Below are 15,619 nucleotides of genomic sequence, written 5' to 3'. Positions count from 1 at the left end.
CTCTCATTTCCCTCCTGCCGCGGCGGCCGGCGGATCCACTTTCGGAGCCATGGGGTGCTCCAGCCAGCAGGCCACCTGATGTGTTTCGGAAACCTGGGTGGTGTCCGGCATTTGTTCCGTGCAGATCTTCATGGCGTGCTTGCAGCGCGCCGCGAACGGACAACCTTTCGGAGGGTTGAGCAAGTTGGGCGGTGCGCCCGGAATCGGCGTCAGTTCCTGATCGCTGGACAGGTCCAGACGCGGCATGGATCCCAACAGACCCCAAGTATACGGATGGCGCGGGTTGTAGAACACCTCGTCCAAGAGACCGCTTTCGATCACTTTGCCCGCATACATGACCACGACGCGGTCGGCGATGTCCGCCACCACCCCGAGATCGTGGGTGATCAGGATGATGGAGGAGTCGGTCTTTTCCTGCAGATCTTTCATCAAATCAATGATTTGCGCCTGAATGGTCACGTCGAGCGCCGTGGTCGGCTCGTCGGCAATCAGCAGTTTCGGTTGACATGCCAATGCGATGGCGATCATCGCCCGCTGCCGCATGCCGCCGGAGAACTGGTGAGGATATTGACCGAACCGGGACTCCGGGCTGGGAATGCCGACAAGGCGCAGCATCTCGATGGCGCGTTTCTTGGCCTGTTCGGAGCTCATTTTCTGGTGTTTCATGAGCCCTTCCATGATCTGTTTGCCGACCGTCATCGTCGGGTTCAGGGAAGTCATCGGATCCTGGAAGATCATGGCGATTTCCGCACCGCGGATTCTTTCCATCTGCTTTTCGGGCAGCTTGGTCAAATCTTTTCCTTCAAAGATGATTTCACCTTGTTTGATGATGCCGGGCGGGTTGGGAATCAGGCGCATGATCGTCTGCGACGTCACGCTTTTGCCGCATCCCGATTCTCCCACGATGGCCACGGTTTCTCCCTTGTTCACGTGAAAGGAGACTCCGCGCACCGCTTTCACTTCACCGTTGAATGTTTCAAACGATACATGCAGGTCACGCACTTCCAAAACTTTGCTCATCCTGATTCCCCCCTATTTGCGCATTCTCGGATCGAGTGCGTCTCTGAGACCGTTCCCCAGCATGTTGAAGGCCAACATGATCATGCTGAGCACCAGTGCAGGCCAGAAAAGCTGGTACGGATATACCCGCATGTACGTATGCCCTTCGCTCACCAGCACGCCGAGGCTGGCTTCCGGAGGACGAAGTCCGAGACCGATGTAGCTGAGAAACGCCTCGAAAAAGATGGCTCCCGGGATGGTGAAGGTGATCGCGACGATGATCGGGCCCACCACGTTGGGAATCAGGTGTTTGATCAGAATGCGGGAGTGGCTGGCACCCAGCGTACGCGCCGCCAGCACGTATTCCTGCGATTTCAGTTTCAGGATCTGGGCACGGACGATCCGGGCCATCCCCGTCCATCCGGTGATCGACAAGGCCAGGGCGATCGGGACGATTCCGGGTTCAAACACCAGAAGCATCAGGATGATGATGATCAGGTTGGGAATGGAATAAATCACTTCCAGAATGCGCTGCATGATGTTGTCCACCCGGCCGCCGAAGTAACCGGAAATGCCTCCGTACGTCACACCGATCACCAAATCGATGAATGCAGCCAGGAATGCGATCAGCAGCGAAATTTTGGCTCCGTACCAGGTGCGCTGCCACAGGTCCCGTCCGAAGGTGTCGGTACCGAACCAGTGATCATCCAGGAATTCCTGGTTTTGAATCGAGATGTTTTGGCTTTCCCAATCGTACCCGTTCGCCAGCGGGCCGAAAATGGCAAGGAAAGCGATGAGAAGAAGCAGGATGAGTCCGATGACGGCCCCCGTGTTGCTCATGAAACGGCGTCTGACATCTTGCCAGTAACCGACCCTCTTTGTCGAGAGACGATCTTTGGCTCCGGCATCGATCCGGGCCGGCTCAAACATGTCGGGGCTCAGTTTGGGTGTGGTGTTCATCCGATATTCACTCCTTTGCCTCGGCAAGCCGGATTCTCGGGTCGATGATACCATACAGGATGTCCACCAGGAGCACCATGCTGATGAACAAAACGCTGAAGAAAATGGTGGTTCCCATGATCATCGTGTAATCATTGGTTTGGATGGATCGGATGAAGTACCCACCCAGACCCGGCAGCGCAAAGATTTGCTCAATGACCAGCGAGCCGGTGATGATATTGACCAACAGTGGCCCGAGGACGGTGACGGCCGGAATCAGGGCATTCCGAAGAGCATGACCGTAAATCACCTGACGACGGCTCAGCCCTTTCGCTTTGGCCGTGCGGATGTAGTCCGCTTCCATCACTTCCACCATTTCCGTACGGATGTAGCGGGAAATCTGCGCAATGACAAACACGGACAACGCAAAGGAAGGCAAAATCGAAGATTCATACGATGTCCAGAGCGCCGGCGGCAGGATGCCCCACTTGACGCCCACCCAGTAGGCAAGAAGTCCGGCCAACACAAAGCTCGGAATGGAGACACCAAAGACCGCGACGGCGGTGGAGACGTCATCCATCCAACTTCCTTTTTTGATCCCGGCGATCACTCCGAGGAGGAGTCCGATCACGGTTCCGAAAATGACGGCCTGACTGCCGACAAATGCGGAAACGGGGAAGGTTTCAGAGATCAGCTCGGTCACCGCACGTCCGTCCATGGTCATGGATTTCCCGAGGTCCCCCTGAACCAGGCTTCCGAGAAATTTGACGTATTGAACCGGAAGCGGGTCTTTCAGACCATACTGTTCCAAAATCTGCTCCCTGATCTGTTCCGGAATCTTTTCCTCGTTTTTGAGCGGAGATCCCGGAAGCATATGCATCAAGAAAAAGGTGACGGTCACGATCGCCCAAAGGGTGACGATCGAATATCCGAGACGCGTCATCACGTACCTGAACACCCGGGCTCACATCCTTTCTCACAAGATCGACAAAACCGGATAAGGAATTGCCAATTTAAGAATATCAAATCGGCAAAGGTATAAAAACGAGAATTTCTTGTAAATTTTTCATCTCACAAGCAAGATGAAGGTATATGCCATCTCTGGACATATACCTTCATCTCGTACCGCATTCAAAGCTGAGACGTCATCATTTGCCTTCCACGTAAGTCCATTTCAGGGTGTATTCCGGTCCGATGACGTGCCATTTCCAGTCTTTGATGTACGGTTTCTTCAGCCCCAGACGGCTGCGGAAGTACAGCGGCAGCACACCGGCATCGTCGATCAGGATTTTTTCCGCCTTGATCAGGTCTTGCAGACGCTCTTCGAAGTTTGCGTTGGTTTTGGATTTGTTCACCAGCGCATCGTACTCAGCGTTGGACCATTGACCACGGTTGTAAGCGGAGTTGGACAGGAACACGTCGATGTAGGTCATCGGGTCGTTGTAGTCCGCACCCCAACCGCCGTAGTGCAGGTCAAAGCGACCATCTTTGGAGCGAGCCAGACGCTCTTTGAACGGAACGGAGGTGATGGTGGCTTCCACGCCCAGGTTGACGCGCAGTTGTTCTTTGAAGTACTCGGCGTCTTTCTTGGCCCCGGTGGTGTCACCGGTCAGGATCTCCACTTTCGGCGGAGCGCTCATGTTCAGCTCTTTCAGACCTTCCTGCAGCAGCTGCTTCGCTTTGTCCTTGTTGAATTCGATGCTGATTTTGCTCAGCTCGCGGAACTTCTGCTGATCATTGGCCTTGATGTCACCGGGGACGAGACCTTCCGCCGGAACGGAGCCGTTTTTCAGAATGTTGTCGGTCAGGGTTTTGCGGTCAATCCCCATCAAGAAGGCTTGACGCACTTTCTTGTTTTGGAAGAACGGCTTCTTCTGGTTCATTTCCAGATAGAATACCGTGGACTCATAAATCGTGAACAGATCAGGGTTGGACTTGTATTTGTCCACCATTTCGGCCGGAACACCGGTGTAATCGACTTTGCCCGTCTCATACAGGTTGATGCCGGTGGCTCCGTCTTTCACGATGTTGACGTTCACCTGGGTCAGCTTGACGGTGTCTTTGTCCCAGTAATTTTCGTTTTTCTTGTAGGTGAAGCTTTGCTCATGCTTCCATTCGCTCAGCACGAACGGACCGTTGTAGACCAAGGTCGAGGCTTCCAGCGCGTACTTGTCGCCGTGTTGTTCGACGATGTCCTTGCGCTGGGGCATGTAGGTCGGGAAGGCCAGCAGATCTTTGAAGTACGGGATCGGAGCCTTCAGTTTGACTTCCAGGGTTTTGTCGTCCAGCGCTTTCACACCGACATCTTCCGCTTTGGCTTTGCCGGTGTTGAACTCTTCCGCGTTCAGAATCGGATACAGGATGTAAGCGTATTCAGAAGCGGTATTCGGATCAAGGGCGCGTTTCCACGCATACTCGAAATCATGGGCGGTGACGGGTTTACCGTCGCTCCATTTTGCGTCTTTCAGCTTGATGGTCCAGGTCAGCTTGTCGTCGCTGATTTGGGGTTCGCCGTCAGCCATGCCCGGCTCAAGCTGATCATCCTTGTTGATCCGGTACAAACCTTCCATCACGTTGTTCAGGATGGAGAAGGAGACCGTGTCGGTGGACTTGGCGCTGTCCAAGCTCGGCGGCTCGGCGGTCTCGGTCAGCGTCAGCACTTGTTCGCCCGTGCCGCTGCTTTGATTGTCGCCGCCCGGCACGCAAGCAGTAAGAGCGAGCGCAAATGCGAGGATCATTGCAAGGAAAGTAGCGATCCGCTTGCTCATCTGTTTGCCCCCTTTTTTAAAATGATTCAAATATATAGTTTAGACCATGAAGGTCGTAAACCCTTTGAAAATGTTCCACTCTGCAAATCTTGCAACAATTCCAATGAAAAAAAACATTCATTCCTCACCGCAGCCACGTACGGATTTTACCGTCCGATGACGGATCCGCAAACCCGTCATGTCATCAGACTGATCCATGACGTGATCCGAGGGGGCAGTATTACAATTCTATTTAACTCAAGTTTCACCAGGTTGTAAAGAGTTTTCTTTACATTACACAATTCTTACAAATCCAAGGCTCCCGATGAAATACAAGCGGGAAAAGAAATCCCCGCTTGCATCGAGCGGGGATTTTTACGATTTGGTTAATTTTGTTTGGCGATGTACGCCCACTTCAGGCTGTATTCCGCACCGGCGCTGTGACGGTACAGATCCTTGACATACGGCTTCTCCATGAATGCTTTGGCACCGTAGAAGAGCGGAGCCATGGCGGCTTTGCCGCGGGCATCGGTGCCGACGAGAATTTTTTCGGCCTCGACGAGCGACTTGACGTACTCTTCGGAGTTCGTCGTGGTCATGGCTTTTTTCACCAGCGCATCATACTCGGCGTTCTTGAATTTTCCGTGGTTCATGCCATTGTCGGACATCCAGATGTCGAAGAACGTCATCGGATCGTCGTAGTCCGCTCCCCAACCGTACATGGCCATCTGGAAGTCTCCGCTCTTCACCCGGTCGAGACGGATCTTGCCGGGCTGGGCGTTCAGCTGAATGTTCAGGCCCAGTTTGGTGCGAAGTTGCTCCTTGATGTTAATGGCCACTTCTTTCCGGGGAGACGTGTCAAACGTGATCATTTCGATCGTGGACGGGGGTTTGCTCAGCCCCAGTTCGCTGAGCCCTTCCTGCAAGAGCTGACGGGCTTTGTCCGTATCGTGACGCACCACTTCTCCGACGACGCGGAATGATTCCCCGCCACGCCCTTTGATGGAAGTGGGAACAAGTGAACCGGCACCTTTGGAGCCGTCACTGGTGAGCTTTTCAAACTCGTCCCTGTCGATCGCCAGACTGATCGCCTTGCGGATCTTTTCGTTCTTGAAGATCGACTTTTCGTGGTTGAACAGAATATAGAACGTGGAAGAGTTTTCAACCGCGTTGAATTCACTGCTTTTCTTGAACGCTTCCGCCAACGCGGAGCTCAGCGGGGAAATGTCCACCTCGTTGGCCGTGTACAAGTTCATCGAGGTGGCCGGATCCTTCACGATGTGGATTTCCACTTTTTCCAGAGTAACGCTGTTGGCTTCCCAATAATTGGCGTTTTTGACCAGCACCAGTTTGCTCGGGGACCAGCTGGTCAACGTGAACGGGCCGTTGTAGACGACCTTGTCCACTTTGGTTCCGTATTCGTTTTTGTATTTTTCCACGATGTCCTTGCGCTGCGGCATGAATTGCGGCAAAGTGATGACGGAAAGGAAGTTGAGCGAGGGACGCTCCAACGTCACTTCCAGCGTCTTGTCATCCAATGCCCGGACACCGACGTCGGAAGCTTTCGCTTTGCCGTTGTTGTATTTCTCGGCATTTTTGATCATGTACAGGATGTACGCGTACTCGGATGCGGTATTCGGATCAAGCGCCCGTTTCCACGCATACTCGAAATCGTGGGCGGTGACCGGTTTTCCGTCACTCCATTCGGCGTCTTCCCGCAGCGTGAACGTATATTGCTTTTTGTCAGGGCTGACCTTGTACTCGGTGGCGATGCCGTATTCCGGCTGTTTTCCTTTGCCGGAACGCATCAACCCTTCCATCACGTTGTTCAGGATGTTGAACGAGGACATGTCCGCCACTTTGGCACTGTCAAGGGTGATCAGTTCCGTGGTTTCGGCCATTTTCAACACCTGGTTTTCCGCGAGCCCCGCGCTCCGCGATGAACCTCCGCCCTGGAACAGATTGCACCCGCTGACGAGCAGGGACAAAGAGACGGCAATGCCCAACCCGAACTTCCATCTTTTGGATTTCAACCAAGACCCCCCTTTTCGAAGAAACTTCCCTTTTCAGAGAATTCCATTAAATGGTTAGACAAGTGGTGCTTGACGGGTTCATTATAATGGATTCAGTAGGAAGTGAAAAGATATTAATCCTGTTCTATAGCAGAAAACATTAACCTTTCACATAATTACCGTGAATTACCAGAAACCTGCCTGAACGGAGGATGTTCCATGACCAAAGCCGCTTTTGTCCGTTTTTCCGCCGTGTTCGCCTGCAGCATGTTGTCCGCGCTTGCACTCAGCCCGTTTCAAACGCACGGCCTGACCGATTCCTTCTTTTTGGTCGGCATGTTGGAGCTTTGTGTGGCATCTTTTCTCATCGTGCTCAACGGAGGTTTTTTCAACCGGTTCGCCCGGGCATTCCGCAAATTGAACCGAATCCGCACGGATTGGTCCCAAACCGAAGAACCGAAAGATCCCGATGTGATCCGGGCGCGGATCCAAAGCCGGAAAAACTGGTCGGTCATGCTGGCAATCAGCGGTCTGGTTCTGATTCTTTTTTCCCTTCTCTTCCTTCCGGGTTGATGAACCCGGGATTCGCAAGAATCCGTTCGGCCAGTTCCTTGGGGGTCTCCGCCTCGATCTTCACTTTTCCCAGGAGTGCGAACGAACCTTTGATACAGGACGAACAATACCCGAGGCAAGGTTCCAGGCGGATGTTCGGTTCCCGCGACTTGGAAGCGAGCAGATCCCACAATCTGTGGGATCCGTTTCTCCAATTCGACAGACAGAAGCGGATCTCCGGTGCGGACATCACGCTTCCCTCCCTCTTTTTCAATGTGTTCAAACCCGGGACAAACCAAACGTCCCGTCCGGATCCAGTCATTTCAAATCTTTTTGACTGTTCAGGAGCTCCTGCAGAAATTCTTCCACTTTGGCGATGTGACCGCACATCCGCTTTCGGGCTTCGGCCCCGTCCCCGTCCCGGATGGCCTGATAGATCGACTCATGTTCCTTGTACAGGAGCTCCGCCGTCGCCCGTTCGCCATACAGCCAGATTTTCCGGCTCTCCTTCATGGTTTCCCGCATGGCGCTTGAGAGCGTTTTCATGAAGTGACTCAGCATGCGGTTGTGCGTGGCTTCGGCCACGGCCATGTGGAAATCCAGGTCCGCCTTTTCTCCGATCTCCTCGGCTCCGTCCATTCCTTCTTTCATTCTTTCCAGCGCTTCGCTCATGGTTTGAAGATCTTCGGGAGTTCTCCGGTATGCGGCCAGTTCCGCGGAGGAGCTTTCCATGATCCGTCTCACTTCCAACAATTGCCGGATTTCCTCCCCTTTGAGGAGCACGACGGGACTCAGCGGATGTGTGATGGAATCCACGTCGAAATGACGGACAAAGGTCCCTTCTCCCTGACGCATTTCAATGTATCCCATGGCCTGCAATGCAGACAGTGCTTCACGCACCGCCGACCGGCCCACCCGAAAGTGCTCGGCCAGCTCGATGACGGAGGCAAGTCTGTCACCCGGCTTCAACTTTCTGTCCAGAATCAGTTGCCGGATTTGATCGGCCACTTCTTCGTAAATTTTCTTGCGATGGATTTGTTTGAACTGCATGGACCTCACCTCGTTTCCTTGAACCCGTCGTTTTATTTTATCACGTAACGCAGTCCCGTTTTAACAAACGAAAGTGGACGACTTCTTTGATCATCGAAAAAACGGCGTTCAAACGGATACACCGGCGGACCGTTCCGCCGGTGTGAGTGAATGGGAGACCGTGCATCTGACGCATTTGATCAGGGCGACGTTGCAGTCAGGCCCATCGTGCTCAAATCTGCCGGGACACCGATGTGCGCATCCAATCGATCTCCGGAACCGTCACATGGAACTCGTGCCTGACCAGATCGGCGAAAGCCGAAAGCAGTTCGCCTTTGTTTTGCTCGAGCCGTGAGGCGGCGCTTACCCGCACCGCCGACCCGTCCGAATCGGCACTTTCTCCCAGGTACACGTTTTTCAGCATTCTCACCAAGCTCTCAGGATACAACATGCGGGCGTAGAGCAATGCATATTCCTCTTCGGCCAAGGGTCTTTCTTCACCGTATCCCTTCAAAATTTCCGACATCACGCGAAGACTGCCCGTTCGCCCGTAAGCATAAGACAACCACGCGGCCAAATCGGCATGCGGGGCGTCGAGGCTGATTTCGTTCCAGTCAATGAACCGGACGTCTCCCCGTGAATCCCGAAGGATGTTTTTCCGGTGAAGGCGCCCGTGACAGACGTTGCCGTGCGTCAAATACCTGCGGACCGTGGAATCGCCCCCGATCTTCTCGTAGTACCGGAACAGATTTTCCATGATCCCCATCGAATAACGGGCGATTTCCATCCATGCCCGGTCCGTTTCCGACGGGTTGGACGTCCATTTGGCTGCCAGCCGGAGAATGTGCATTTGCTCGTGATCCTGTTCCCATTTCTTTTGCCAGTGACCCGAGATTTGCAATCGGTCGTCCGAAAGTGCCGGTTCAAACCCGGACGAACGGACGTGAAGACGAGCCAATTCCCTCGAAGCGTCTTTCCATTCCTCCACACGGTCCAGACGCACGGTCTTTCCCTCGATCCATGGCAAAAGCACATAGGAATAGCGTGTTCCTTCAAACCAAAGCTTGCCCGACCTCATGGGGATCGGCGCTTGAATCCGCACGTCCCCGGAGGACGTTTCTTCCAGATGTCGGGCGAATTGATCCAGCAGCTTCCACCGGTTTTTCTCCCCCGGCCGGATGCGTTTCAAAGCGAAGGAACCGTGATCGGTCTTCAGTTTGAGCACGCCTCCCGTCGGCCGGGCATCCTTGACGATCATTCCCGTGTGATGTTCGATCAACGTGGACAAGCTGTATTCCCCGGTGAGTCTTTCCAGTTTTTCCGCCACTTCGTACACCATGCTTCACCCCTCGCCTTCTCCGCACATCCTATGCGGGCGAAGGGCGACCGGTGAAGTGTCCGATCAGCGGGAGCCCCTTTTGGAAACCGGATGAATCACATCAAGCCCTCCGGTCACCTGGATCAGGTTGCCCGTCAGAAAATCGGACCGTTCATCGGCCAGAAACGCGATCACCCTGGCCGCGTCTTCCCCGGATCCCGGTCGGCCCCGGGGGGTTTCGGCATCCGGAAGGTGCAGCACTTCTTCTATGCGCATCTCTTTTTTTTCATCGACGATGTCTCCAGGGCAGATCATGTTGACCGTGATCCCGAACGGAGCTTCCTCCACCGCCAGGGTCTTGGTGAAAGAGACCAGCCCCGTCTTGGCGGCCGCGTACACGGACCGGTCCGGCCAGGCGGGAGCTTCACCCGCCCTGCCGAATCCGAAGAAAATGATGCGTCCCCATTTTTGCTTCCGCATGCCCGGCAACACCGCACCGGCCATCCACATGGCACTCAGCAGATTCCCTTGCACCATTTCCCGGATTTCGTCAACGGTGTGTTCCACAAACCATTTCCGCTCCCGGATGAAGGGGCCTACGGCATGGACGAGGACGTCCACCCTGCCGAAACGGCGAACGGTCTCTTCCACGACACGGACGGCTTCATCCGGCAGGGACACATCGCCTTGAACAAACTCCGCCTCCACCCCTGCAGCCCGCAGCCCATCCGGCCAAGAAGGATCCCCGGATTTGTTTCTGGCGCACACCGCGATCCGGAAACCCCGTTCGGCAAGCAATTCGGCGGCCATCTTTCCGAGTCCGCCCGTCCCTCCGGTGACCAGGGCGACCCTCCCGTGGCCCGCTGACCCTATCGACACGTGCGATCCATCCTTTCTCAACGCGGAAATCGCTCCCAAAATGCCGAAAGACCTGGAACACAGGTCTTTCGGAATCACTCAACGTTTCGTGTAATGAATGACACCGTCTTCTTCCCTGGTGTCCAGTTCTCCCTGACGCCGCAGATATTCCAGATGAGCCAACGTCTCCGACAAGGCAAACCGGAGATTGTGAACGGAAAGCTCCGCACCGAACACGCTTCGGCAAACGTCATAAGCGTGAACCGCTCCCCGCTCCCGGACGATGTCGTCCATCATCCGCAATCTTCGGGCATGATGATCTTTCAGCTCCTCAATCCGTTCCAGATAGTGATCGAACACCGGTCCATGAGACGGAAACACCTTTTTGACGGGGAGATGCTTCATCTTTTCCAGGGTTTCCAGATACGTGGACAGCGGGTCCGGATTGCAGCGGGGCCACAGGCTGATGTTGGGGGAAATCTTGGGCAACAGGAAATCCCCGCCGATCAACCAGCCGCGCTCCCGGTCAAAAAAGGACAGATGTCCGTCGGCATGACCCGGTGTATGCAGCACTTCATACTCCCGGTTCCCCAGCCGGACGGTGTCTCCCGCTTCCAGAAATCGGACCGTGGGATGCGGTTCCACCCATCGATGGAAGCTCCTCAGGTGACCGGGGATTTTCGATGCCCATTCCTCTTCCAGACCATGTTTGCTGAAAAAGTCGGCCATCAGCTCCGGCATGTCGCTTTCCCGGCCGAGGAACATCTGCGCCTGCTCCCAATCCAGCGCGGACATGTATACGGGAGCGCCGGTCATTTGCTGCAGGGTGCCCGCCAACCCGTAGTGATCCGGATGATAATGGGTCAGCACGATTTTCTCCACTTCATTCCAGTCAAAGCCGATTTCCTTCCGCACCTCTTCCCAGGTTGCCAGATCCTCTTCGGTGTGCAACCCGGTGTCGATGACGGTATACCCCCGATCGCCGCGAATCAGCCACGCGTTGATGATCTTGAGGGCAAACGGCAGGGGAAGCGCCACCTGCACGATGTCGTCAAAACGGTTCAGCATCTGTTTTCGCCTCTTTCCATCATCCGTCTGGTTCAAATTTGCTGCAGACTCCAATCGGCAAGTTGCCGCACCACGTATGTGGGCCGGATGTCGGTCTTTTCCAGATCCTCTTCCGTGCTCACGCCGGTCAGCACCAGCAGCGTGTCCATGCCCCCGCGGATTCCCGCCAGGATATCGGTGTCCAGATTGTCTCCGACGACCAATGTTTCTTCGGCCTTTGTCCCCAATGTTTTCAAAGCGTATCGCATGATCACCGCCTCCGGTTTGCCGATGAAAAACGGCGATACGCCGGTGCTGGCGGCAATGGCCATGGAAAGGGAGCCGCTTCCGGGAAGAAATCCTTCTTCGGTGGGAAGCGCCCGGTCTGCATTGGTCCCGATGAACCTCGCGCCCGCGCGAATGGCCAGACAGGCTTTTTTCATTTTTTCGTAAGTGAATTGGCGATCCAACCCGACCACCACCGCTTCCGGATCTTCATCCACAATCCGGCATCCGGCTTCCTCCACCGCACGGATCAGCCCTTCTTCGCCGATGACGTACACCGCCGGCGAGTTCATTTCTTCTTTCAGCCAAGCGGCCGCCGCCAATGCGGTGGTAACCACCTGTTCCGGTTCCGCGGGATAACCGAACCCCCGAAGCTTTTCGGCCACCTGTTCCGGCGTGCGGGAAGAATTGTTGGTCAGGTAGAGAAACGGGATTCCCTCATCTTCAAGCCTGTTCACGAATTCCACGGCCCCGGGGATCACCTCGTTTCCCTTGAACAATGTTCCGTCCAAATCCAGAAAAACGCCACGATACGATTTCATTTTTCCACCCAACCCGTAAAAATCATCCGGTTGCTCTCGGGAGTGTGCGGTCCCCCCTGAAAATCCCCGTAGATCTTGTCGATGACGAGTCCCGATCCTTTCAGCATGTCCATCATCCGATCGGCGGTGTACATTTTGACCCGTTCTTCGTATTTCCGTTCTCCGTCCGAATCCCGGACGAGAATCGATTTGTGGACAAAATCTCCTTCAATGTGCCGTTCTTCCCGGATGTATGCTCCATCCACTTCCCGTTCGCTGACGGGAATCAAGCCGGAGACGACGGAGTCCCTGTTCAAAAAATCGATCAGGAACCGGCCGCGCGGCTTCAATACCCGCCCGATTTCGGCCAGGACTTTCAGGTTGTCCTCATCCCGGTCAAAATAACCGAACGAGGTGAACATGTTGATGACGGCATCGAATGTTTCATCCACGAACGGAAGGCTTCGCATGTCTCCGTGAATGAACGGAATCGGCAGATCGCGCGACTCCTCCACCGCGCGGGCAAGCAACGTGCGGGAGAGATCCAGGCCGACCACTTTGTATCCGTGTTTCGCCAGCTCAATCGAATGCCTTCCCATCCCGCAGCACAGGTCCAGAATCAGGTCCTGCCCCGACAGCTCCAACCATTCGACGATTTTGTCAACTTCCCGGGAAGCATTTTGCCTTGTGCGATGTTTGTAAACGAGGAGATAATCTTCCCCGAAACTTTTTTCAAACCATTGCGGCATGAAATCTTCCCTCCCAAGAGTGGTGCGTGAAAGAGGCACCGCCTCATTGATTGTACCACAGCTTGGACGGAGCATGAATTTGTGTTGAAAGGGTTTTCTTCCATAAAAAAAGCACTCGTGCGCTTTCCATCCGAACAACCCGGGCGAACCGTTCGTCTCCCGCATCCCTTTTGCCGGAAACCGGGATGCGGGAAGCGGCCCGCCCGGGAATCTTTCAACCCTCCGTGTTTCGGACCTCCGGCACCGGTTCAGAACTCCGGCAAACCGGTCAGGAGCTCTTTCGCGGCCGGATGTCATACACGCAATTGCGTCCTCCGTTGGCTTTGCATTCGGTGCGCTCCACGTCCGCGTCCAAGAGATTCCGAAACCAGTTGATCTCGCACTGGCAAGCCTGGTTGTAACGATTGGCCACCCGGGCAATCGGGCAGTTGTACTCCACCAGCCGGAACCGGCCGTCGGGAAGCTCTTCCCATTCCACCATGTATCCTTTGGAATCCTGGAGCTCGGCGAGCTTTTTCACCTTTTCGCGCAAGTCCCCCGACTCAAACATGGCCCGATGTTGTTCGGTCAATCGTTTTTCCCGGCTCCGGAACAGACGGTCGATCATCCCGGTTCCGCTTGAATCCTCCAACTCCTCCAGAATCTCGAGAGTGAAGCTGGAGTAGCTCTTCGGAAAGTGGTCTTCGGATTTTTCCGTCAGGTAATATTGGCTGGTCGGCCGCCCCATCGATTGCCGCAGCAACTTGGAACGAACCAGGCCGTCCCGTTCCAGCGTTCCCACGTGTCTTCTCACGGCCATTTCGGTCACGCCCAGCTTTTGGGCGATTTCACTCACCGTCATCGGTCCGTCCGTTTTCAACATCAACATGATCTGTTTCCGGGTCGATCCGGCTTCCTGCATCCCTGTCTCACCACCCTTTCCGTGTCGGGTGCAGGCACGGTTGCGGGATCGGTCTGAGCCACCGGCTGCAAACACTCTTTTCCGGCGGCAATCCCGCTTGATCCCGCAAGAAACACCTTTTTTGATTCTTTACCCTGTCAAAGGGACAATTCCTCTCCCAATTCCTTCCGGAGATATTCACTCACCTGATCGATGAACGAATGAAACAGTCCGGTTTCACCGACCCACGGACGCAATTCTTCACCGTCCAGTTCATGATAGGAACGAACGAGCCGGTCACGGAATCTCACGAGCGAACGCAGTCGTTCGGACGTATCGGCATCGATGACCCGCTCATCCTCCAGAATGTCGACAATATCCAGATATCCGCCTGGATCCCGCATGATGAAGCCGTCAATCATCACGGTTCCGACGTCAATCATGCTTTCAACGGCAAGGTGGAGAGCTCTTTCCAGGGCGAATTGCTCCACGGGACCGGAAAACTCTCCTCCCACGCTCTCCAGCACTTGCGCGCATTGCCGGAGCTTGTGAAGCTGTGCCGCGATTCTCGTCACGTTTACGTCATAAATCATGGTCATGTTCCTCCCGGACACAAAGATTCCGCAACTTTTGCACCCGTTTTCCCGTTACTTACAAGCAAACTTCCCAAGGGAGGGCACTTCCCGTGCAGAAGCGTTCGATGCTGTTTCTGATGATTTCGCTGATCAGTCTGTCCCTGTGGGGATGCGGTCCCGGTCCGACCGCCACCGACAATGCGACAACCATGGTCGAAGAGAGAGCCGTCCGCTCGGGAGAGGCACCGTCGGTTCCCTCCAAACTCTCCGGGCCGGCCACCGACGGGGGTACCGGTCAAGCCCTCGACAAAGCTTCCGAGGTGCGGAAGCAAATGATTTATACGGCCAATCTTCGCCTTACAGTCAAAAATTATAAGCAAGTTCTGACCGAAATGGAACAAATCGCGACCGATCACGGCGCGTACCTGGTCGGCAGCTCGGAATCGAGAACCTCCGACAGAATCGAACTCAGAAGAACGTATCGCGTGCCGGCCGCCGATTTTTCCCGAACGGTGAGTGAACTGGGGAAATTGAGCGATGCGGCTCCCCCGCAAACGCAAATACAGGGAACCGATGTCTCCGAGGAAATGGTCGATCTGGAGTCCAGACTGAAGGCCAAGCAGGCGGCCGAATCCAGGCTGCTGTCCATGATGCAGAAGGCCAATGATCCCAAATCGCTGCTGGAGATTTCCCGGGAACTGGACCGGATCCAGTCGGAAATTGAACAATTGAAGGGACGGATCCGCTATCTGTCGCACCATGTCAGCTATTCCACCCTGAATGTCACCATCGTTCAACCGGTGGTCTCCCCGATCTCGGAAGACCGGTCTCTCCCCTCGCAAATGGCGGACGCCTTCAAAAACGGCGCGGCCCAAATCGGCACGTTCCTGGAGCAATTGCTGATCGTCCTCGCCGGCATCACGCCCGTGCTTCTGGTCGCGGGCATTCCCGTGGTCATCTTTCTCCTGATCCGGAAACGCCGCAAGAAACAGGATCCACCCACCACGTAACCGGCCGGGAAGCGGCTGCCCTTCGAAGGGCGGCCTGCCCCGGCCCGACTTTTTTCCGCGAACCCTCTCCTGCATATTCATTGAAGCTCCCGAGAACG

16 protein-coding genes are annotated in these 15,619 nt (G+C 55.0%); 2 read left to right on the top strand and 14 right to left on the bottom strand.

Going from position 1 to position 15,619, the window contains the following annotated elements:
• Positions 1–3: 3 nt before the first annotated feature.
• The 5 genes from EG886_RS02560 to EG886_RS02540 all read right to left on the bottom strand — a co-directional run bounded on the left by EG886_RS02560 (position 4) and on the right by EG886_RS02540 (position 6,718).
• Positions 4–1,020, bottom strand: coding sequence for an ABC transporter ATP-binding protein (locus tag EG886_RS02560; protein WP_124726669.1), 1,017 nt, complete (start codon positions 1,018–1,020; stop codon positions 4–6).
• Between the two features lie 12 nt (positions 1,021–1,032).
• On the bottom strand, positions 1,033–1,959 hold the full coding sequence (locus EG886_RS02555) for an ABC transporter permease (RefSeq protein ID WP_124726668.1): 927 nt from the start codon (positions 1,957–1,959) through the stop codon (positions 1,033–1,035).
• 7 nt (positions 1,960–1,966) lie between these two features.
• Positions 1,967–2,896: an ABC transporter permease gene (locus EG886_RS02550; protein WP_124726667.1), complete on the bottom strand. Its 930-nt coding sequence runs from the start codon at positions 2,894–2,896 to the stop codon at positions 1,967–1,969.
• Between the two features lie 190 nt (positions 2,897–3,086).
• A complete protein-coding gene (locus EG886_RS02545) occupies positions 3,087–4,706 on the bottom strand; it encodes a peptide ABC transporter substrate-binding protein (RefSeq protein WP_124726666.1) in 1,620 nt (539 codons plus the stop codon).
• Positions 4,707–5,071: 365 nt separating this feature from the next.
• Positions 5,072–6,718, bottom strand: coding sequence for a peptide ABC transporter substrate-binding protein (locus EG886_RS02540; protein WP_124726665.1), 1,647 nt, complete (start codon positions 6,716–6,718; stop codon positions 5,072–5,074).
• A 198-nt stretch (positions 6,719–6,916) separates the two neighbouring features.
• Between EG886_RS02540 and EG886_RS02535 the strand changes: the two genes are divergently transcribed.
• Positions 6,917–7,270: a DUF3899 domain-containing protein gene (locus tag EG886_RS02535; protein ID WP_124726664.1), complete on the top strand. Its 354-nt coding sequence runs from the start codon at positions 6,917–6,919 to the stop codon at positions 7,268–7,270.
• Here the strand turns inward: EG886_RS02535 and EG886_RS14095 are convergent.
• The 9 genes from EG886_RS14095 to EG886_RS02490 all read right to left on the bottom strand — a co-directional run bounded on the left by EG886_RS14095 (position 7,221) and on the right by EG886_RS02490 (position 14,529).
• A complete protein-coding gene (locus EG886_RS14095) occupies positions 7,221–7,499 on the bottom strand; it encodes a DUF1450 domain-containing protein (RefSeq protein WP_164491608.1) in 279 nt (92 codons plus the stop codon). The two genes, EG886_RS02535 and EG886_RS14095, sit on opposite strands and share 50 nt — an antisense overlap.
• A gap of 68 nt (positions 7,500–7,567) precedes the next feature.
• Positions 7,568–8,299, bottom strand: coding sequence for a FadR/GntR family transcriptional regulator (locus EG886_RS02525; RefSeq protein WP_124726662.1), 732 nt, complete (start codon positions 8,297–8,299; stop codon positions 7,568–7,570).
• Positions 8,300–8,510: 211 nt separating this feature from the next.
• Positions 8,511–9,617: a phosphotransferase gene (locus EG886_RS02520; RefSeq protein ID WP_124726661.1), complete on the bottom strand. Its 1,107-nt coding sequence runs from the start codon at positions 9,615–9,617 to the stop codon at positions 8,511–8,513.
• Between the two features lie 63 nt (positions 9,618–9,680).
• The gene (locus tag EG886_RS02515) at positions 9,681–10,406 is read right to left on the bottom strand and encodes an SDR family oxidoreductase (protein WP_124728628.1); all 726 of its coding nucleotides are present in this window, start codon (positions 10,404–10,406) and stop codon (positions 9,681–9,683) included.
• A 147-nt stretch (positions 10,407–10,553) separates the two neighbouring features.
• Entirely contained in the window at positions 10,554–11,522 is a 969-nt protein-coding gene (locus tag EG886_RS02510; RefSeq protein WP_124726660.1) for an MBL fold metallo-hydrolase, read from the bottom strand.
• Between the two features lie 32 nt (positions 11,523–11,554).
• Complete coding sequence (locus tag EG886_RS02505; RefSeq protein ID WP_124726659.1) at positions 11,555–12,328, bottom strand: TIGR01457 family HAD-type hydrolase; 774 nt, start codon at positions 12,326–12,328, stop codon at positions 11,555–11,557.
• Positions 12,325–13,056: a class I SAM-dependent methyltransferase gene (locus EG886_RS02500; protein ID WP_124726658.1), complete on the bottom strand. Its 732-nt coding sequence runs from the start codon at positions 13,054–13,056 to the stop codon at positions 12,325–12,327. Before EG886_RS02500 ends, EG886_RS02505 begins: the two co-directional genes overlap by 4 nt.
• Before the next feature lie 268 nt (positions 13,057–13,324).
• Entirely contained in the window at positions 13,325–13,957 is a 633-nt protein-coding gene (locus tag EG886_RS02495; protein WP_124726657.1) for a helix-turn-helix transcriptional regulator, read from the bottom strand.
• Between the two features lie 137 nt (positions 13,958–14,094).
• A complete protein-coding gene (locus EG886_RS02490) occupies positions 14,095–14,529 on the bottom strand; it encodes a DUF86 domain-containing protein (protein WP_241154348.1) in 435 nt (144 codons plus the stop codon).
• A 92-nt stretch (positions 14,530–14,621) separates the two neighbouring features.
• Here EG886_RS02490 and EG886_RS02485 point away from each other — a divergent pair, with 92 nt between their 5' ends.
• On the top strand, positions 14,622–15,521 hold the full coding sequence (locus EG886_RS02485; protein WP_124726655.1) for a DUF4349 domain-containing protein: 900 nt from the start codon (positions 14,622–14,624) through the stop codon (positions 15,519–15,521).
• Positions 15,522–15,619: the final 98 nt, after the last annotated feature.

The sequence above is a fragment of the Staphylospora marina genome, assembly GCF_003856495.1.
Taxonomy (GTDB): Bacteria; Bacillota; Bacilli; order Thermoactinomycetales; family Thermoactinomycetaceae; genus Staphylospora; species Staphylospora marina.
The sequence above is the reverse complement of the archived record's forward strand: the minus strand, read 5'-3'. Positions and strand labels throughout refer to the sequence as shown.